Genomic DNA, 19,870 nt, shown 5'->3' with positions numbered 1-19,870 from the left:
TCCAAAGACAAAAAGCCAGCTTACGCTGGCTTTTTTCTTAAAGAACACTTCATTCAAAAGGAATTTAAAAGGTGATGAAATGAATTATTTGTTCTCTGCCATCTCTTTTTTCACCATTACTGCAGCAGCAACGATAAAAGCAATGATCAATGCCAGTTCCACTTATCCTCCTAAGCGATTCTACTGAGTTCGCACATAGTCTAGCACTGGGCTTACCGGCAAGCAGTGTTTATTTTGCGAAACTGGCTAATTAGCGATCGAGATCAAATCCCACGAGTGAGTAAAAGCTAGTGTTCTGACAAGTCGGGCTTTACCCAGACTTGGCTAAAATCGAACCAACCTAGCGCATTGCATTTCGCATTTTGTAACGCACCGCACTGATCTTTACTGATGCCTAACCAGCAGTGGAACATCGGGATCAGTTGGTGTTTTTCCACCAGTGATTTCCCCAGTTCTTTCGCAGGGAAGAGCGCAGAAGAGTCAGCACGCCAAGCATCAATCAAACTCACCCACTGATTGAAATCCTCTCCTTTGCTCAAAAACTCAATATCGGAGTAATTGAGTAACCACCCCGCTAACGCATCATCACGGTGATTAGCAATACCCATTGGCTTAATCCAAATATCCACATTTTCAGTTTCAACGACCGTGTGTTCATATTTGATGACATTGACTGTGATCCCATCTTGGCTGAGCAATTGTTTAATCGCATTAGCAACAGTCGGAAACATAGGATGCTGAGCGTGATAGGCAATCGTAAGTTCTTTGTATTCTGGTGGTAACGTTCTTTGCGCTGCCGCTGAGTGATGATACCACCCGGGTTTTAACCCATAGGCTGGCAACACCCCAAGTTCAATGATTTTCTCTTCCGGCAGAAGACGAAACAGGTTGAGCGCATTAAGTTTGTCAGTGAGATAGCGCGCCCAATGTTCATCTTTGGCAACGCCATTGCGACGATTAAGCAGTAAATAGGTGCAGCCGGGATCCAGCTCTACCTCTTCGGTTGATGATCCTCGAGCGGTTTTCATCGGATTGGATAAGCTTGGAAAAACCATGGAAGAGTGCACTTCATCAATCACCCAAACTTCAACTCGGTCCAGCAGTGGACGAAAACCAAAATAGCCATCAAACGCTTGCAAAACCAAACGTTTTTCATCGTTTAGAACCACTTTGTAGGGCCCCGTTCCTACTGGCATTAAATCAAAATCGGGATTGCGATCGGACTCCGCTGGGAGGATTTTGGCACAGGCTTCGGCAAGCAATAGCGGTAAGCGGGTATCGGGCTTTTGCAGATGCACATCGACCGCCCAAGGGTAAGGTGATTCAACTCGGTCAATATGGGCAAAAAGATTAAGCAACCGTAGCTGCCAAAGATTTTGCACAATCAGTTCGGTGGTGAGGAGATTGCCATTATGAAAGCGCACTCCGGGGCGTAAGTAAAACCGCCAGTGAGTATCTGATAGCGCCTGCCAAGCGTGTGCTAAATCAGGCTGTAATTGCTCTTCTTCATCAAGACGCGTAAGTCCGCTAAACACCTGTCGCGCAATATGCTGTTCAGAGCGGCGCATCGGCTTTTGTGGGTTCAACATCGATAGCTGACGATAGTAAGGCAACCTGACAACTTGCAGACCTTCTTGATGCTGAACGCCAAGGTAGCTCTCTATCACTTGAGTTAATTTTGCGGCGTCCTGATCAAGCACGGCAAACGCTTGGCCTATCTTTCCTTCATTGAGATAACGGCGCGCAAGGTTCTCACTGACATCCGCGCGACTGCGTTTAAAGAGCAGTTGCGAGAGTTTGCCGCGCCCAGCCGCAGGATGCCACTCAATCCACCCCTCTTCTTCCATTTTATTGAGAACAATACGCGCATTACGTCGAGTGCAAAAAAGAATATCGGTGACATCTTCCAGTTGGGTTTCAACGTCTTGACCTTGAAAATGTTCAAAGAGTGTTTCGAACTGAACACGTAAACGCGGGCTGCTCATAAAGAGGAAATCTCATCTAACTTCTAATCCCAGACAGTTTCCTTATTTTGTAAGCTTTAGCAAGCCCACCGCAAAAACTTTTAAAGCAAGTCACAACCTAACGTTTGAGCAATGGCGCTCAGTTGCTCTTCATCATCGAGCTTCACTGACCATTTGCTTTCACTGCCATTGGCGATCATCACATTTGCCCCCTTTCCCATTAGCGTGATGGCCTCCGCTTGGGCTTGCAAGGTAACGCGATTCTCGTGTCCGAGCCGTACGACAACTTCATGGGTGGTTACAATGATTTTACCACCGCTAAATTGAATCACCATTTAAACCTCGGCTACTGGTTTGGCTTGCTTTGTTGGGCGTGAACGTTTCACCGCGACCGTCAAACGGCTAATACAAACCAGTCGTCCTTGTTCATCTTTGATCTCAATTTGCCACACTTGAGTCGATACCCCGATGTGCAACGGTACTGCAGTACCCGTCACTAAACCTTCACGCATCGCACGGACATGGTTAGCATTGATATCCAAGCCCACACAGTAAGCGTCTTCACCCACACTGAAATTGGCCGCTACTGAACCTAAGGTTTCCGCGAGCACCACCGAAGCGCCACCATGCAACATGCCAAGTGGTTGATGTGTGAAATGGCAGACCGGCATAGTGGCGGAAATGCTATTTTCTGTCACTTCGGTGTAAATGATATTTAAATGTTCAATTAACGTATTTTTCGATGTGGCATTGAGTGTTTCTAAACTGATGGGCTTATTCCAAATCGACATCGCTTGAGTCCTGAACGAGTAAAAGTGGCTCATTGTAACGACTCCATCCAGCGAACACAAAGTCGTGCACCAACTCTGCGACAGTAAAGATGAGGGGATAACATTATGAATGTATGGTGCTAATATAAACGCCATTCATCGATCGCCACAGAAATAAGGACTATAAGATGAAAAAGACGCAACTGGCGCTCACTTTATTAATGACTCTTGGCTTAGCGGCATGCAGCGCTTCACCGACAGGCCGAAATCAATTGCTACTGTTTTCTGACAACGACATGAGTCAGCTTGGCGCAAAGTCTTTCACGCAGATGAAACAGGAAATTCCAATCAGTAAAGATGCAAAAACCAATGCGTATGTGCAGTGTGTAACCAAAGCGATTACCGCTCAAGTACCCAAGCAAAGTAGTTTTGAGCAATGGGAAGTGGTCGTGTTTGAGAGTGACCAAGTTAATGCGTTTGCCTTGCCGGGTGGGAAAATTGGGGTATACACGGGTCTACTGAAGGTTGCGGTGAATCAGGACCAGTTAGCGACCGTGATTGGCCATGAAATCGCTCATGTGCTGTCAAACCACAGTAATGAGCGTTTATCGCAATCACAATTAGCGAATGCCGGCTTACAACTGACGGATATCGCAATTGGGGCATCTGAATATGCGCAATATCGTAATCTGACCATGTCCGCGCTCGGCGTTGGTGTGCAATACGGGGTAATTTTACCCTATGGCCGCAGCCAAGAGTCAGAAGCCGATATATTAGGATTGGCCTTGATGGCAAGAGCTGGCTTTGACCCTTATCAGAGCATTGAGCTTTGGAAAAATATGGCCAAAGCGTCTGGAGGAAAACAGCCGCCTGAGCTGCTTTCGACTCACCCATCACACAGCACCCGTATCAGCGATTTGAGTGCAACGATCAGTACACTGCCACCACATCAAGGTTCTAAAGCTCAGTGTGCTCTCTAGTTTCTGGTTTTTAATAACGCCTTGGTTTTCAGGTGCTCTCGTCTGCTCAATACTGTTTTTATAAAAACGATGAGATTTCAAAAACATAGCGCCTTCATAAAACAAACATCACTAGACTGAGCTCTTCAGTCTAGTGAAATTCGTCACAACGTCACGTCAAAAGAATCGGATAGCACTGCGCCCTGATGGGGATTTGCTGTCGCTTTTTGGTGATTTTTTATCGTTCTTGGCTTTTTTTTGTCCAGATGCGGGTTTGTTGTTTTTTGATGGCTTGGACTTGGCCGAAGTGTTGGCTGAAGACTTCTTCTGCGTTTTTGTCGGCTTGTGCGACGATGCTAGCTCAGGTTGAGTATCGAGTGACTCTGGCTCTGTCACTGGTGCATCACAAATCACCAAATAAAACTCTTGGTTAAATTCAATCAGATCGCCATCAAACACTTTGCAGCGTTTGCGAGTTTCTACATCGCCATTAACAAACACATAGCCTTCACTGATCACGTGTTTTGCTTCACCACCTCCACTGACGGCATTGGCAATTTTTAACACTTTGTACAGCTCAATCGGCTGGCAAGAGACCTCAACACCAATCGCTTCTATTTCAATTTCTTCATCTTGCGGGTTGAATTGCTCGTCGGTCATGACACTACTCTCAAAAAATTTTTACGCAGTTTAGCCTTTTCAAAGTTTTTTACCAACGTCAATCCCAATAGCCACTAAACTAAAGTTAATTACCACTCCTTCAAACAAGGCGACTATGCGCATTGGGTTACTTTTTGCTTCACTTTGCTTGATGTCGACAAGCCTCCATGCCAAGCCGCAAAGGGTGACCATTTTTGCGGATGATGCTTATCCGCCATACAGTTATGTTGAAAATGGCCGTGCAGTAGGTATCTATCCTGAAATACTTCGTGCCGCCGATGTATTGATGACAGAATTTGAGATTGAGTTACAACCCATCCCTTGGCGACGTGGGCTCAAGCTACTCGAAGCAGGAAGAATTTTTGCTTTGCTTCCCCCCTATTATTATCCGCAGCGCCGACCTTACATTCATCCTTACTCAGACCCTATCCTAGATGAAGAGGTGGTGGTTTTTTGTCAAAACGCATGGCTCAGCAAACGCAAGTCCACCGAATGGCCTCGGGACTTTTACGGTTTAACCATAGGAATGAACGATGGATTCAGCCTAGGCGGGCAAGCGTTTTGGAAAGCTGTCGAAGAAAAGAAAATTGAGGTGAAATACGCTAACGGCAATCGCGTCAATCTACTAAAGTTACGCGGTGACAGAATAGATTGCTATGTCAACGACCGCATCTCGATCTTATGGGAACTCACACGATTAAAGCGTGAGGGCATTGTCGATACCGTTAACTTTTCCATGGCCGCCAAAATCAGTTTAGAGCAAGGCTATATCGGATTTACCAACCAAAACCTCGAGCAATACCCTTACCAGAGCCAGTTTGTAGCCGCATTCAACAGCGCTCTTGCTGAGCTAAAAAGCAGCGGCCAACTCGACAAGATTGTTGGCCGCTATATTGAGTAATGTGGCTCCCTTACGACGTCAAGCTACAGCGGTGTGAGTGCGCAGTAACGCGAGCCGTTTGGGGAACCATCAAATGCCGTGATCTTTAGCGTGTTACCATATTGCGGATCTGTTTAGCTCGCTCATCATCACTGACATTACTCGGAGGTGGTACGGTTAACCCTTTTACTACGGCAGGACGCGCAGCGATCTCGTTCATCCAACGCTGTAAATGAGTCAGACCGTCAATCGAGATCCCACTCCATTCATGGATTCGAACCCATGGAAAGGTCGCAATATCGGCAATCGTGTATTCATCTCCAGCCAAATACGGGTTTTGGGCTAGCTGGCCATCCATCACTTCAAACAAACGGCGTCCCTCTTTTTGATAACGATCGATAGCTGGTTGGATTTTCTCTGGGAAATAGCGATAAAACACGTTGGCCTGCCCCATCATCGGCCCCACGCCACTCATTTGAAACATCAACCATTGGATCACTTTGGAGCGCGCTTTGCTTTCTTGGGGTAAAAACTTTCCGGTTTTCTCTGCGAGATAGAGCAAAATCGCACCCGACTCAAACACCGCAAAATCTTCATTATCACGGTCAACAATCGTCGGAATACGCCCATTTGGGTTAATCGCGGTAAATGCGGGCTGTTTTTGGTCGTTGTTCGAAAGGTTGAGCGCGTGGGTGGTGTATTCCAAGCCCATCTCTTCCAATGCGATGGCAATTTTGTGGCCATTCGGTGTTGCTGCAGTATAAAAATCAATCATAGAAAAATCCTTTATTGAAAGGCTGGTCGTTGCGAGAGTTGCTCAAACCAACGAGTGATGTGCGGATAGTGTTCAAACACAGGAAGTTCGAGCGCTTTTTGGGCGAAACCAATAAAAATGTAGGCGGTAATATCAACAATGGTGAAACGATCTGTGGCAATAAATCGCGACTCTGCCAATCGCAGCTCAAGTTGTGGCAAAAAGGCTGCCACGCGAGCTTTGCTCTCTTCACCCCACGCGTAAACGCAGTGTTCACGATCTTTATAGATACCGCTTAGATTTCGAAACGCCTGAAATCCTGCATACAAGCCTTGAAACTCAACCACTCGATGCCACATTTCAACTTGAGCTTGTTCTAATGCTGAATCCCCGAACAACTTGTGCTTATTGGGATAGGTAAGGTCGAAATAACGACAAATCGCCACACTTTCACACAGTGTTGTACCTTCATCCAGTTCAAGCAGAGGCACTTTGCCGTTCAGACTTTTGCTTTTAAAGGTATCCGATAAGTTTTCACCACCACGAACGTCCACCTGAACACGCTCAACATCAATGCCTAATTCTTTAAGAAAAATCGAGACTCTGCGACAGCTTGGCGTCATCGCGGTTTCATATAATTTCATGTTGCTATCCTTAATTCCTTTTTCTGAACGATCGTTCTGGATATACTCTACGCAGTTTCTGAACGTTCAGTCAAGAATAGATTTAAGCAACCGAGTTTCCAATGGCAAGAAAATGCAACTTTGATCGCGAAGAGAAATTACACCAAGCAATGACGCTGTTTTGGCAAAAAGGGTATGCCAATACTGCAATATCCGATTTGGTCGATCACTTACAAATCAATCGCTTTAGCCTTTACAACGCGTTTGGTGATAAGCAAAAGCTCTATTATGAAGCGCTGGATCGTTATCTGAATTTGGTCAGTTCCCCTGCCCTCAAAGATCTCGAGCTCGAAAGTGCGGCGTGGCCAGAATTGAAAGCGTTTTTGCAACATTTTGCCGCGCTCCAACGCGAGGGAAACCGTGGTTGTTTTATGCAAAATGCCTTGGTTGAGCATGCAAACACGGACGATGAAGTCTTAAGCAAAGGTCACGCATTATTTGATCATCTGCTGCGTCTTATCGCCCGTGCGCTCAACAATGCGATACAACAAGGTCAAATTGCGGCTCATCTTTGTGCAGACTCTCTGGCTCCATTAGTTTTGACCCAGATGCAAGGTATGCGCGTGCTTGGCAAAGCGCAGCGCCATGCCAATCTTGAGCAGGGATTAGAAGCCTTGATCCGTTTGATAGAGGGCGATTTTACGGGGGCTAAAGCATGATCCATTTGATTGCCCTACGTTTAACTCGAGGAATGGATTTAAAGCAGCAGATTGTACAGCTCGTTCAACAACATCGAATCCATGCAGGCTCTATCGCGTCGTGCGTGGGATGCTTATCGACGTTGCATATTCGCCTTGCCGATAGTGTTTCTACCCTACAAGTGAGTGCCCCGTTTGAGATTCTGTCACTCTCCGGCACTTTGACGTACCAACATTGCCATTTGCATATCGCGGTTGCTGATGCACAGGGGCGTGTTTGGGGTGGGCATTTGCTCGAGGGGAACCTTATCAATACCACGGCAGAATTGATGATCCATCACTATCCGCAGCACCACTTTACACGAGAGTTTGACCCCAATACTGGCTATAGCGAGCTTGTGGTCTCATAGTGAATCCTTCCTACTTGAAGCTGCAGCTGTGTTGGCTGCAACTCCAAGTGAGAAGAGTATAGGAAGGCAATTACTCGCTCGATTACAACAGCGAAAGACGCACTAGCTGCTGCGTATACGGGTGACTTGGATTCTCAAATAGGCTTTGAGTTTCGCCATGTTCGACAATCTCCCCCGCTTTCATCACTATGGTGTGGTGACATAAAGCGCGGATCACCGCGAGATCATGGCTAATAAACAGATAGGTTAATTGGTATTTCTGCTGCAAATCTTTCAGCAAATCCAGTACTTGCGCTTGTACAGTTCGGTCTAGTGATGAGGTTGGCTCATCAAGCAATATGAACTCAGGCTTGAGCACCAACGCACGCGCAATCGCGATACGCTGCCGTTGACCACCAGAAAATTCATTGGGATAGCGATGCCGAGTGTCTACATCTAGGCCGACTTCCTGCATCACCGCGCAAATCGCGTGATCAATCTCGTCATCATTAAGCTGGCTATGCACGCGTAAACCCTCGCCTATCACTTGCGCTACCGACATTCGAGGATTAAGCGCAGAATATGGGTCTTGAAACACCACCTGCATTTTACTGCGATACGGCAGCATTTCACGGCGTTTGAGAGCTTGCAGATCTTGCCCTGCAAAATGGATAGCCCCTTGTGAGGCGAGAAGCTTGAGAATCGCCATGCCCGTGGTCGATTTCCCTGAACCACTTTCCCCCACCAAACCCAACGATTGACCTTTGGCCAAGGTGAAACTCATATCTGTAACCGCTTTAATATAGGCTTGAGTGCGGCGAAAAAAACCGCCTTTGATTGGAAACCACACTCGTAACTTTTCCGCTTGCAGCAGCGTCGGAGCATCCATCGCTATAGGGACGGGCACACCACGCGGATCGGCATTGATCAACTGCTGGGTATAGGGATGTGCAGGCGCAGCAAACAAAGTGTGGCACGCGTTAGTTTCGACCAATTGGCCACTTTGCATCACCGCCACTCGGTCAGCAATTCGGCGCACTATGCTCAAATCATGGGTAATGAACAACATCGCCATGCCCAATTCTTGCTGCAGAGATTTAAGTAAATCCAAAATCTGCGCTTGTACCGAAACATCTAATGCCGTGGTAGGTTCATCGGCAATCAGTAGCTCGGGTTCATTGATTAGCGCCATGGCAATCATCACACGTTGCCGCTCACCACCGGAGAGTTCATGCGGATAGGCATTAATCTTAATTTCAGGATGACGAATCCCCACCTTGCCAAGCCATTCAATCGCTTTTTGCTCTGCTGCCGTTGCACGTAATCCTCGATGGATCGCTAAGGTTTCCACCAACTGTTTTCCAATTTTGTGCAGAGGATTAAGCGAGACCATCGGCTCTTGAAAAATCATCCCTATGCGTCCCCCGCGGATGCCGCGCAGCGCGCGCTCTGAGCAGCGCAGGGTATCAACATCGCCAAAATGAATGCTGCCACTTAAATAGTGCGCCGATCCTTTGGGCAACAAACGCAAAATAGCGTTGGCTGTCACGGATTTTCCCGAGCCACTTTCTCCCACCAAAGCCAACGTTTCACCACGCGCAATGGTTAAGCTTACCCCTTCAGTCACAGGGCGTGCCTGCCCTGCGATACCAAAACCCACCGACAGGTTATCTATTTTCAATACCCAATCGTTCATGCACGGCTCCGTTGTAAATGAGGGTCAAAGGCATCACGTACCGCTTCACCGATAAAGACCAGTAAAGTCAGCATGACCGACAGCACCACAAACGCTGAAATACCAAGCCAAGGCGCTTGTAAGTTGGCTTTGCCCTGTGCGAGCAGTTCGCCCAATGACGGTGAACCGGCCGGTAAGCCAAAGCCAAGAAAATCCAATGAGGTGAGTGTGGTGACTGAGCCAGAAAGAATAAACGGCATCATGGTTAACGAGGCGACCATAGCGTTAGGCAACATATGACGCAGAATAATGCGCATATCACTGACTCCCATCGCTTGTGCAGCACGTACATAATCAAAATTCCGGCAACGTAAAAACTCGGCACGCACGACGCCCACCAAGCTCATCCAACTAAACAGCACCATGATGCCGAGTAACCACCAGAAATTCGGTTCAACAAAGCTCGATAAGATGATCAAAAGGAACAAGGTTGGCATGCCAGACCATACTTCAATAAAGCGCTGCCCAAACAGATCGAGCCAGCCGCCGTAATAGCCTTGCGTAGCGCCGATTAAAACGCCAATCAGTGACGAAATCACCGTGAGAATAAAACCAAACAACACTGAGATTCGAAAACCGTAAATGATCCGAGCTAATACGTCGCGCCCTTTATCATCCGTACCTAACCAGTTCACTGAATCCGGCGCAGAAGGCACACTGCCGGTGATATCAAAATTGATGGTGTCATAATGAAAACGGATCGGCGGCCAGATGATTTGCCCTTTCTCTTCAATCAAGCCAACCACATAGGGATCGGTGTAATCCGCTTCAGTATCAAATTCTCCACCAAATTGGGTTTCGCTATAACGCTGTACAATCGGCATGTACCACGCTCCGTCATACTGAATGAGGAGTGGCTTGTCGTTAGCGATAAGCTCAGCAAACAAGCTCACTACAAACAGCAATAAGAAAATCCACAATGACCAAAAACCACGCCGATTGGCTTTAAATCTCGCCCAACGCGCCTCAGTTAACGGATTCGGCACACGCTTGCTTGCTTTTGTCATCCCCATCAACGAGCCTCAAAATCAATGCGTGGGTCAACCCACATGTAAGTCAAATCTGAAATGATGCTGAGCAACAACCCGAGCAAAGTCATGATATACAACGAACTAAATACCAAAGGATAATCACGTTGGATAGTGGCTTCAAAGCCAAGTAGACCAATACCTTCCAGCGAGAACATCACTTCAATCAACATCGAACCCGTGAAGAAGATGCTGATAAATGCGCTCGGAAATCCGGCAATGATGATCAACATGGCATTACGAAACACATGTTTGTAGAGAATGCGCCGTTCATCCAACCCCTTCGCACGCGCGGTGACCACATATTGCTTGTTAATCTCATCTAAAAACGAGTTTTTGGTGAGCATGCTTAACGTAGCAAAACCGCCAATGACCATGGCTAATGTGGGTAACGTGAGGTGCCAAAAGTAATCCAGCACTTGTTGATACCAAGGCAAGCTGGCGAAGTTATCGGAAACTAAACCGCGCAGCGGAAACAAACTGAAATAGTTGCCGCTGGCAAAAAGGATAATCAAGATGATCGCAAACAGAAATCCGGGGATAGCGTAGCCAATGATCACCACCGCACTGGACCAAACATCAAAACGCGAACCGTGATGAATCGCTTTGCTGATCCCCAAAGGAATCGAAATCAGATATATGAGCAGCGTGCTCCACAATCCGAGGGAAATGGAAACCGGTAATCGCTCCACAATCAAGTCAATCACATCGCCGCCACGAAATAAGCTTTCGCCAAAATTAAACGTGGCGTAATCCTTAAGCATCTGGAAATAGCGTTCATGGATGGGCTTATCAAAGCCAAAACGACGGGTGATCTCTTCGACCACTTGCGGATCAAGTCCACGTGAACCTTTATACCCAGAAACCGGATAACCAGAAACCGGCGCATCCGTCGGTGTCGCGACTTCTTGCCCGCCTCCCGTAAAACGCTCCATGACGCCGGAGGTGTTACCTTCCAACTGAGCAATGGCCTGCTCTACTGGGCCCCCTGGAGCAATCTGAATAATAAAAAAGTTAATGGTGATGATGGCCCACAATGTGGGCACCACCAGTAACAAACGGCGCAGAATATAACTGAGCATTGCGCCTCCTAACGCCGTTTTTCAGGTAGCCGCGCGGCTTTCTCTTGATCTATCCACCAGGTGTCTAAACCAAGAGAATATTTCGGTAGCACACTTGGGCGGCTGAATTTATCCCACATCGCCACACGGTACATACTCAAATGCCATTGCGGAATGATGTAGAAATTCCATTGCAACACGCGATCGAGTGCTGAACCCAGTGCGCGAAGTTTTTCGGTATCTTGCTGGCTTTTGGCTATTTGTTCGGTCAGAGCATCAATCACCGGATGATTGGCCCCCGCTGAGTTGTAGCTGGAATCCATATAATTGGAATTCCAGACAATCAGTAGATTCGGGCTCGGGTAAGGATTCGCGCTAAAGCCGTGCGATATCATGTCAAAATCACGATCACGGAGACGTTTGGTGTATTGCGTGGTGTCGACCGTGCGGATCTTCATCTCAATCCCCATGAGTTGCAGATTTTTTTGCAGAGGAATAGCAATTCGCTCCGTTGTTGGACTGTAAATCAGCAGTTCAAAACTGAGTGGCTCACCAGTCTTGACGTTGGTCATCACCTTATTTTTCAGCTCCCATCCCGCTTCTTTCAGCAAGGCAAATGCTTCGCGCATTTGGGTGCGAATTCGTCCGCTGCCATCGGTCACGGAAGGCTGATAAGTTTCCGTAAATACCCGAGCGGGTAGTTGTTCTTTGTAAGGGGTGAGCACAGCAAGTTCTGCGGCATTCGGCAGACCTTGAGCCTCGTATTCGGTGTTTTGGAAATAGCTGCGGGTTCGCTTGTATTGATCGTAGAACAGGTTTTTGTTCATCCATTCAAAGTCCAAGGCGTAGTTGAGTGCCTCACGGACTCGAACATCTTGGAACACAGGACGCTGTGTATTGAAAATAAATCCCTGAGTAGAGGCTGGCGCTTGGTGAGCAATTTCCTCTTTCTTAATCAAACCTTGGTCAAAATTACGCCCAGTGTAAGAGGTCGCCCAGAACTTGGCTTGGTTCTCTTCACGTAAATCAAACTCACCCGCTTTAAACGCCTCCAGCATCACGGTGTCATCGCGATAGTAGTCGTACTGGATCTGGGCGAAGTTGTTGCGCCCAACGTTGACCGGCAAATCTTTTGCCCAATAGTCAGGATTCAGCTTATAGGTCACACTCTGACCGGGTTTGAAATCGACAATTTGATAAGCGCCACTCCCAACGGGAGGCTCATTGAGCGGCTCGGCCAAATTCTTGTCTTGCCAGTAATGTTTGGGTAAGACTCGGGTCGATTGCGCCAAGCTGAATAACTGTTCACGGTTTGGCTGCTTCATTTCAATGCGTACTGTCCGCTCAGCAATGGCTTTCACGGATTTTACATCCTGATAATACACTCGATATTGCGGGACACCTTCGGCCATAAACTTCTCAAAAGAGAACTCCACATCCTGCGCGGTGATCGGTTTGCCATCATGGAAACGCGCATTCGGATTGAGATCAATTTCCAGCCAAGTGAAATCATCGGAATAGCGAATTTTACTGGCAATCAAGGGATAGTAAGAGTCAATTTCATCCGCAGGAGAAAACATGAGAGGATCATACAGCTCTGCGGTATTAGCCGCCGCCACGCCACGTGAAGCAAAACGGTTAAAGTTGTCGTATGTGCCCAACTCACCGAAGGTCACTTTGCCGTATTTGGGGGCTTGTGGGTTGACATAATCAAAGTGCGTAAAGTTTTCTGGGTATTTAGCTTCCCCAAACCCAACCAGCCGAGTGGTTTCTATCACGGCCGCCCAACTGAATTGGCTCGATAACGCGAGCGTCACTCCTAAAGCAATCGGCTTCCAACTGCGCATGGCTTTCTCCCTCAACACGACGTAAACAGATAATCAATACCTTCCCATTTGAAGCTGCAGCCAAGTTAGCGGCATTCAACGTCAAATCGTTTGGTATAAGACATTTGAAATTATTAATAATTCAGTTACTTGGATAGTATAGTCACAAACTACTTGAAGTGGCAGGTCGGCGGCAAGTGAGTTCAGGGGAAATTCTTCCCCTGAAAATGTGATCAATGAAGGGTTTTAGCAATTAACCGTAAAAGGTAGGTTTCACGCTCAATGCTCATGCCTTTGCGTGAATCATTGAGCAGGGTTTGCTCGTTATGAGCAATCGCTTCGTGGATGTTCACCCACATAGGTTTCATGCCATTACGTTGCTCGTAGTTTTCAAGCTGGGTTTGACCCAGTTTTTCATCCACCTCACAGCAATAACAATAAGACACCATGTGGATGACATCCGCTTCTTGCTGTTTATGCCAAGGGCGAAATTCTTGGTATAAGCCAAAGGGTTGGATGTTGCGGACATTTTGCGCCCCAGTCTCTTCTTTCAGCTCGCGGATCATGCCCATCAGCACATCTTCATTGCTTTCTAATCCACCACCGGGCAAAGAATAATCGTGGTAACGCTCAGTGTAGAGGAGCAAAATGTGCTCACCGCGCATAGCAATCGCGCGAGCGGCTTTACGTTGCATAATTCGCTGCTGGTTCAACGGTTTAATATCAGGGTGTACAGCGACATATAGAGGTTTCATCGGCTCTCCTTTTCCAACGGTTTTGAGCGATGCTAACACATCAAAAAGTCGAAGACCCTGATAAATCAGGGTCTATTTGCGCTGAATCAAATTTAACCATCCGCATTGATCTGGGTGATCAAGGCTTTTTCGACGCGATCCACATCTTCAATCGCGATCTGGCAGGTACCTGCGGCAGCGTGTCCACCCCCACCATATTTGAGCATCAATTCACCGATATTGGTTTTCGAACTGCGATCGAAAATCGATTTTCCGGTGGCGAACACGATGTTCTGTTTCTGGAATCCCCACATTTTATGAATAGAAATATTGCACTGCGGATAAAGGGCATAAATGATAAAACGGTTCCCCGCATAGATCGTTTCTTCTTCTGTAAGATCAAGCAACACCAGATTTTGGTAAACCTTACCACAGCGCTGGATCTGCTCTTTGAACAAGGTTTCATGTTTACGGTACAGCTCTACCCTTTCTTTCACATCTGGTAGTTGCAGGATTTCGTCAATCGATGCGTGAGTGCAGTGATCAATCAATGCCATCATTAAGTTGTAATTAGAGATCCGGAAATTGTGGAAACGTCCAAGACCGGTCCGTGCATCCATCAAAAAATTCAGTAAATTCCAGCCCGTAGAATCTAAGACTTCATCGCGGGTAAATTGCGCCGAGTCCCCTTTATCTACCGCCTCCATCATTTCAACCCATTCAAATGGAAAGGTTTTGGTTCCGCCGTAGTGCTCCCACACCACACGCGCGGCCGAAGGCGCCTTCGGGTTAATAATGTGATTCGGTCTCTCGCCTTTATTTCTGAGGGTTTCTGAGTGGTGATGATCAAATACCAAATGCGCGTTGGCGACATAAGGTAAATTAGTGATGATGTCTCGCTCCGTGATCGGGACTTTACCATCTTGCATATCTTTCGGATGGACAAACTGGATGTCATCAATCAGCTCGATACTTTTGAGCAAAACTGCACACACCAAACCATCAAAATCACTGCGTGTCACTAATCGATACTTGAGTGATGACATGTTCTTCCCTCTTCAAAGCTTTGAGATCCCTGCCCATTAGAAACACCCTGTTGCACCATATACATTGACGTCTTAACGGCCAATCATGGGATACCAAACCTAAAATGAAACAAAAATGTTGTTTATTTGAGCTTTTATTAATTGTAGACAGCATCAATCTTTTGACAAATCTGACATATAGCAAAAAATTAATTTTGTAGAATACTGATATGCAACCCGTAACGAGAAAATGGAGAAAGCATGAATAAAACCGCCCTATTACTCACTGTTGTTGGTGCCGTTCTGCTCACTGGCTGTGCGCGCCAAGAGAATGAGTACACCGTTAAGGAATACACTTCTATGGCAAACCCAGCTTCCGTTTACTGTGTGGAGCAAGGGGGGCAGTTGGAGATGGTGACGGAGAATGAGCAACGCGTCACTTACTGCGTGACCAAAGATGGTGAGAAAATCGAACAGTGGGAATATTTTCGCCAAAACCATGACCAACAATAGTCATCGCAGGTTGGGATAGATGAGGCAGCCTAGCTGCCTTTTTGGTTTTCATTGGCGCATTTTCGGTTCGCGCACTTTCGGTTAGCGCTTCCACCAACGTCCTGAACGTTCGAGCTCGGGATCGCACAAACGGTTCAATAACGTCAGTTCAGTATCCAAGATAGCCAACGCTTCACAAAACACCTGCTGACCTATCTGACTGTCCATGGTGGAATGATTTAGCGCTAGGCTATGGTTAACTTGGTCATGGTTAACTTGCTCATGACTAACTTGACCATGCTGAATCTGGTAAACCGTGGACTTCACGACGGTTTCAATCACATCGAGCAATGAAAGTAATCTGGGCTCTTCACTCATGGTGTGGCGAAGTTCGGCGATCGCTTTTTGCGCAATCCAATAAGGCTGCTGATGAACTTGCGTGAGCGGCCTTTGGAAAGCGTTTGCCACGACGCCTTCAAGAAAAACACGATAAGTCGTCAGTTCATCGACCCAGAAAAAACGTAAGCCTTGCGGGTTTTGGTGAGGATACGGCACGCAAAGATGAGCCTTAAGATCGCGCGCAATCTCTAACCGGACGCCAGACTGTGCACAGCGCTCAATCAACTTACGTAACAAGCCTTGTTCATCCATCAGTTGCTGGATTTCAAAAATTCGTTTGAGGTGGTAGTCATTGGATACCAAGGTCAAGGCAAGTGTTTCACCGCGCTGCACAACACCACTTTCCAATAATACCTGCGCCACATGCTCAATATTTTCCACTGTGCTGGTGGATTCTTGCTCAAGCAGTACATCGATTTGTGGGAATGACAGCCCTAATTGTTGGCGACGTTGCTCAAAATACTCATGCATTCGCTTTGCTTCAGACACCGTCTGACCGAGAGTAATGCCCCCGCAAAAGACCACTCGTGCCGCCTTATTTTCATGACACTGTAACGCAGAAATCAATCCATCGACGCGGCTTTTGCCTTCTAATGTCAGTTGGTTAGCATTAAGACGTTTACCAAGCACCACATAAATCGGACACACTGCTGACATTCAATCTTGCCTCTCTGATGTTCAGTATTAAAAACCGGTATAGGAAAATAAATTCATTCTCCCCTCAGCACCGACCAACACCACCCAATCGTTGCGATAGAGAAAATGAGTGCATCACGGATTTTTTCTGCCATAATCGCGCCCTTATTTTATTAGATGCTGATGTAAAGACTTAGCTTAGAGATATACACCAGCTTAATGTAAAAAAACAGACCGATATGTGGAATAGACTCAATAAATCAATGATGTTCTGCCAAATGATGTTTGGCCTCTCGTTCTACGGCGTTATGGTGATCTTAACTCGCTTCTTCTTGGAAGATCTCAACTACAGCGAAGCCGATACCATGATGGTCGTGGGTGCATTCTCGTCGATTGGGCCCCTGTTTGCCATCGCCGGAGGCTTTATTGCCGATAAATTTCTCGGCGCGTATCGTTCATTGGCCATTTCCTACGTAACGTTTGCGATCGGTTACGCTTTATTGGTTTTGGGTGCATCATCCACCCATGTTCCCTTAAGTCTGGTTGGCATCGCTTTGGCTAGCTACGCTCGCGGCTTAATGTCACCTTCTTATCCAAGCTTGTACAAACGTACTTTTGCCAGTGAAGAAGATTTCAATAATGGTTATCCCGTTAACTATTCGGTCAACAACGTCGGCGCACTTTTGGGGCAGTACCTGTTTCCAATGTTAGTGTTGCTGCTGGGTTTTCACGGCAGCTTCGCGCTTTCTGCATTAATGGCAACCTTAGCCACCATCATCCTAGTGGTGATGCGTCGTCCACTGATTGAAGTGGCCAGCGAGAAAGATCAGCAATCCGTCAGCATGGGCAATTGGATGGCGTTCACCCTACTTTCACTGGCGATGGTTGGGTTGGTTTTCTTCATGTTTTCCAACATGGCGATTGGCCAAAACATCGTGTATGCGATTGGGCTTGCGGCGATTGTCTATTTCATCAATTTGATGTTGAAAGCTCGCCGCGCGGAAGCTCTCAAAATGGGCACCATCTTGATTGTGACGGTGCTGACCACCTGCTTCTTTGTGTATTACGGGCAAATGATGACCTCAATGACCATGGTCACGATTAATACCATGCGCGGCGAGCTGTTTGGCATCATCCCGATTGCGCCGGAAGCCTCGATGGCCATGAATCCACTCTGGTGTATCGTGGCAGGTCCCGTCATTTCCTATCTGTTTTCTACACTAGAAAAGCGTGGCATTACCTTCTCAACCGCAACCAAAATCGCGTTTGCCTTTGTGCTAACCGCTATTTCATTTGGCATTCTGACGTTTGCCGTTTCCACCGTTGGTGAAGAGGCAATTATCCGCCCAGAAGTGTTCTTGGTGATCCATTTCTTCCAAGCGTTTGCAGAAGTCGTGGTGGGGAGCTTAGTGGTGGCGTTTATTCTGTCCGTTGCCCCCAAGCAGATTGAGAACTTCTCAGTGAGCTTGTTTTATATTGCGATGGCACTCAGTGGCATTATTGGCGCAGTCTTCTCCACCTCCATCGCGTTAGAAAAAGGCCAAGTAGTGACTCAGCAGATCGTACAGATCATTTACGGCGACTACTTCAAGTTGCTAACGGTACTCGCAGTCGTCATGGTGGGTGTGGCTCTGCTTGCATCTGTCCTGATCCGTAAAATGCTTGCCGCCGCAGATGCGAGTTCACCAAGTATCCAAGATAAGCAAGCTTAACGCGGCAGTGAATCAAACCATCGCACAAACCAAAGATGGCAATACGACTGCTGATGATTGATGAAATGGCCTGCGGGCCATTTCTTTTATCCCGTTTTTCTTATCTGGCGAAGGCAACAACCAACCCTGCCACAATCGCGCTAACGCCGAGTAAACGAGTTACGTACCAACGCTCTCCAAGAAATGCGATCCCCATAAACAGTCCAAACACGATGCTAGTTTGACGCAGTGCGACAATAAAACTGACGTTTTCGGTCAACGTCATGGCATAGAGGACCAAGCTATAGGTTCCCCCCATCATCAATCCCGCGAGGGTCGCGGTATAACGAATGCGCCATGCTTCAACAAATGGAGCACGTTGGCCAGTGAACAAATACCAGATCGCCAGTGGTATGCACATTGCCCAAAATTGAATCCCCAAATAAAGCACGGCAGAGTAACTGGCAGGCATTTGTGAGCCTACGGCCTGTTCTATGATCGCCAGCGCTTCTTTATCGATAATCGAATATCCCGCCGTGCCTAGCGCCGCGACCAAAGCCCACACAATGCCGATGTTGGCATAATCGGCAAAACGGAACTGACGAAATTTTTGTAGCGGGATCATCACGCAGCCGAGCGTGATCAACCCAAATCCCAACCACTGATTAAGCTGTAAGTCATAGCCCAGCATCACAGTGCCTGCCCCAACCAACAACACGGGCAATCCGCGCGCTAAAGGATAAGCAATGCCGATATCCACTTTGCTGTAAGCAAAAGCCAGCCCCAGCATGTACACCATCTGGCTCAGCCCACTTACAACCAAGAGTAACCAAAATTGTGTCGGCAGCGTTGACCAACCAATCTTAGTGAAATACCACACAATATAAGGCGTGAGCAGCAGTGAGGTCGCTGAAGTGGCACCAAGGAAGAAAGAAGGACCAGAGCTTTGGTAACGCTTGCCGATGATATTCCAACCAGCATGCAACAAAGCAGAAAACAGCACTAAAATGATGGGCACAAAAGACATACGACAACCTTGTCAAAAAGCCCTGTCATCGACAGGGAAAGTGATTTGCGCTTTCGCGAAACGAATTAACGCTTTAATTCTGCGATGGATTCAATGGTAATCGCATCGTGACGCCAGTATTCAATATCACAATCAATCAACTCACCTTTCTGGTTATAGTTGACCCGCTCCACCACCATTGCCGGTGTACCTGACGTTGCGCGCAGGGCTTGAGCCATTTCGCCCAGTAACGAGCTGGTAGAAATACGGTAGTGAATCGTCTGGTATTGTGTCGCATAGTGTTCACGATACAGATCCGTCAGCGACTGCGACAGATCAAAAGCGAGCAGATTCGGAAACAGCTCTGGACGAATGTAGTTGGTGACATACACCACAGGTCGGTTATCCAAATAACGCACTCGGTCTACGCGATACACATCCGAAAACGGTTTGAGTTTTAAAAGACGAGTCGCCTGCTTGTTGGCGATCACCGCTTTGGCAGACACCAACTCCGTTTTCGGCTGGCGATTTTGCGCCAAC

The 19,870-nt window shown here is 47.2% G+C and carries 21 protein-coding genes; 6 read left to right on the top strand and 15 right to left on the bottom strand.

The annotated features are described in order from the left end of the window. Positions 1–287: 287 nt before the first annotated feature. From GOU96_RS11165 to GOU96_RS11155, 3 genes are all read right to left on the bottom strand, one after another. Entirely contained in the window at positions 288–1,985 is a 1,698-nt protein-coding gene (locus GOU96_RS11165) for an SgrR family transcriptional regulator (protein ID WP_267781830.1), read from the bottom strand. Positions 1,986–2,065: 80 nt separating this feature from the next. After that, positions 2,066–2,269, bottom strand: a complete 204-nt coding sequence (locus GOU96_RS11160) for a DUF3389 family protein (RefSeq protein WP_229636690.1) — start codon at positions 2,267–2,269, stop codon at positions 2,066–2,068. 30 nt (positions 2,270–2,299) lie between these two features. Next, a complete protein-coding gene (locus GOU96_RS11155) occupies positions 2,300–2,755 on the bottom strand; it encodes a hotdog fold thioesterase (RefSeq protein WP_042989941.1) in 456 nt (151 codons plus the stop codon). 167 nt (positions 2,756–2,922) lie between these two features. Here GOU96_RS11155 and GOU96_RS11150 point away from each other — a divergent pair, with 167 nt between their 5' ends. Further along, positions 2,923–3,714, top strand: a complete 792-nt coding sequence (locus GOU96_RS11150) for a M48 family metallopeptidase (RefSeq protein ID WP_000753576.1) — start codon at positions 2,923–2,925, stop codon at positions 3,712–3,714. Positions 3,715–3,870: 156 nt separating this feature from the next. Here GOU96_RS11150 and GOU96_RS11145 read toward each other — a convergent pair whose 3' ends face one another. After that, on the bottom strand, positions 3,871–4,353 hold the full coding sequence (locus GOU96_RS11145) for an RNA-binding S4 domain-containing protein (protein ID WP_042989895.1): 483 nt from the start codon (positions 4,351–4,353) through the stop codon (positions 3,871–3,873). Positions 4,354–4,504: 151 nt separating this feature from the next. Here GOU96_RS11145 and GOU96_RS11140 point away from each other — a divergent pair, with 151 nt between their 5' ends. Next, entirely contained in the window at positions 4,505–5,254 is a 750-nt protein-coding gene (locus GOU96_RS11140) for a substrate-binding periplasmic protein (protein WP_042989944.1), read from the top strand. 85 nt (positions 5,255–5,339) lie between these two features. Here the strand turns inward: GOU96_RS11140 and GOU96_RS11135 are convergent, their stop codons facing one another. Together GOU96_RS11135 and GOU96_RS11130 are read right to left on the bottom strand one after the other, a co-directional pair. Continuing rightward, on the bottom strand, positions 5,340–6,008 hold the full coding sequence (locus GOU96_RS11135; protein WP_042989898.1) for a glutathione S-transferase family protein: 669 nt from the start codon (positions 6,006–6,008) through the stop codon (positions 5,340–5,342). 11 nt (positions 6,009–6,019) lie between these two features. After that, positions 6,020–6,631, bottom strand: a complete 612-nt coding sequence (locus GOU96_RS11130) for a glutathione S-transferase (protein WP_042989901.1) — start codon at positions 6,629–6,631, stop codon at positions 6,020–6,022. A gap of 101 nt (positions 6,632–6,732) precedes the next feature. On the opposite strand from GOU96_RS11130, the gene GOU96_RS11125 reads away from it, so the two are divergent. Continuing rightward, on the top strand, positions 6,733–7,329 hold the full coding sequence (locus tag GOU96_RS11125) for a TetR/AcrR family transcriptional regulator (protein WP_042989902.1): 597 nt from the start codon (positions 6,733–6,735) through the stop codon (positions 7,327–7,329). Next, positions 7,326–7,718, top strand: coding sequence for a PPC domain-containing DNA-binding protein (locus tag GOU96_RS11120; RefSeq protein ID WP_000581517.1), 393 nt, complete (start codon positions 7,326–7,328; stop codon positions 7,716–7,718). Before GOU96_RS11125 ends, GOU96_RS11120 begins: the two co-directional genes overlap by 4 nt. 82 nt (positions 7,719–7,800) lie before the next feature. Here GOU96_RS11120 and GOU96_RS11115 read toward each other — a convergent pair whose 3' ends face one another. The 6 genes from GOU96_RS11115 to GOU96_RS11090 form a co-directional block, all read right to left on the bottom strand. Further along, entirely contained in the window at positions 7,801–9,393 is a 1,593-nt protein-coding gene (locus GOU96_RS11115) for an ABC transporter ATP-binding protein (protein ID WP_042989904.1), read from the bottom strand. Next, complete coding sequence (locus GOU96_RS11110; protein ID WP_000525889.1) at positions 9,390–10,445, bottom strand: ABC transporter permease; 1,056 nt, start codon at positions 10,443–10,445, stop codon at positions 9,390–9,392. Before GOU96_RS11110 ends, GOU96_RS11115 begins: the two co-directional genes overlap by 4 nt. Then, a complete protein-coding gene (locus GOU96_RS11105; RefSeq protein WP_267781823.1) occupies positions 10,445–11,542 on the bottom strand; it encodes a microcin C ABC transporter permease YejB in 1,098 nt (365 codons plus the stop codon). Before GOU96_RS11105 ends, GOU96_RS11110 begins: the two co-directional genes overlap by 1 nt. An 8-nt stretch (positions 11,543–11,550) precedes the next feature. Then, complete coding sequence (locus GOU96_RS11100; protein ID WP_001914695.1) at positions 11,551–13,368, bottom strand: extracellular solute-binding protein; 1,818 nt, start codon at positions 13,366–13,368, stop codon at positions 11,551–11,553. A gap of 212 nt (positions 13,369–13,580) precedes the next feature. Further along, complete coding sequence (locus tag GOU96_RS11095; protein WP_267781819.1) at positions 13,581–14,102, bottom strand: NUDIX hydrolase; 522 nt, start codon at positions 14,100–14,102, stop codon at positions 13,581–13,583. A 92-nt stretch (positions 14,103–14,194) separates the two neighbouring features. After that, positions 14,195–15,127 (bottom strand): exopolyphosphatase, encoded by a 933-nt coding sequence (locus GOU96_RS11090; RefSeq protein WP_267781817.1) that lies wholly within the window; start codon positions 15,125–15,127, stop codon positions 14,195–14,197. A 240-nt stretch (positions 15,128–15,367) separates the two neighbouring features. On the opposite strand from GOU96_RS11090, the gene GOU96_RS11085 reads away from it, so the two are divergent. Then, a complete protein-coding gene (locus GOU96_RS11085; RefSeq protein ID WP_001043846.1) occupies positions 15,368–15,619 on the top strand; it encodes a DUF333 domain-containing protein in 252 nt (83 codons plus the stop codon). 81 nt (positions 15,620–15,700) lie between these two features. Here GOU96_RS11085 and GOU96_RS11080 read toward each other — a convergent pair whose 3' ends face one another. After that, complete coding sequence (locus GOU96_RS11080) at positions 15,701–16,654, bottom strand: YdcF family protein (protein WP_267781814.1); 954 nt, start codon at positions 16,652–16,654, stop codon at positions 15,701–15,703. Positions 16,655–16,872: 218 nt separating this feature from the next. Here GOU96_RS11080 and GOU96_RS11075 point away from each other — a divergent pair, with 218 nt between their 5' ends. Beyond that, complete coding sequence (locus GOU96_RS11075) at positions 16,873–18,345, top strand: peptide MFS transporter (RefSeq protein ID WP_267781813.1); 1,473 nt, start codon at positions 16,873–16,875, stop codon at positions 18,343–18,345. 100 nt (positions 18,346–18,445) lie between these two features. Here GOU96_RS11075 and GOU96_RS11070 read toward each other — a convergent pair whose 3' ends face one another. Then, positions 18,446–19,351, bottom strand: coding sequence for a DMT family transporter (locus tag GOU96_RS11070; RefSeq protein WP_267781811.1), 906 nt, complete (start codon positions 19,349–19,351; stop codon positions 18,446–18,448). A gap of 65 nt (positions 19,352–19,416) precedes the next feature. Next, positions 19,417–19,870: UTRA domain-containing protein (locus tag GOU96_RS11065; protein WP_324701964.1), on the bottom strand; the 454-nt coding region annotated here is incomplete at its 5' end.

This window comes from Vibrio sp. R-1 (assembly GCF_035615595.1).
Lineage (GTDB): Bacteria > Pseudomonadota > Gammaproteobacteria > Enterobacterales > Vibrionaceae > Vibrio > Vibrio cholerae.
Note: the sequence above shows the minus strand (reverse complement) of the source record. Positions and strands in the feature narration are given on the sequence as shown.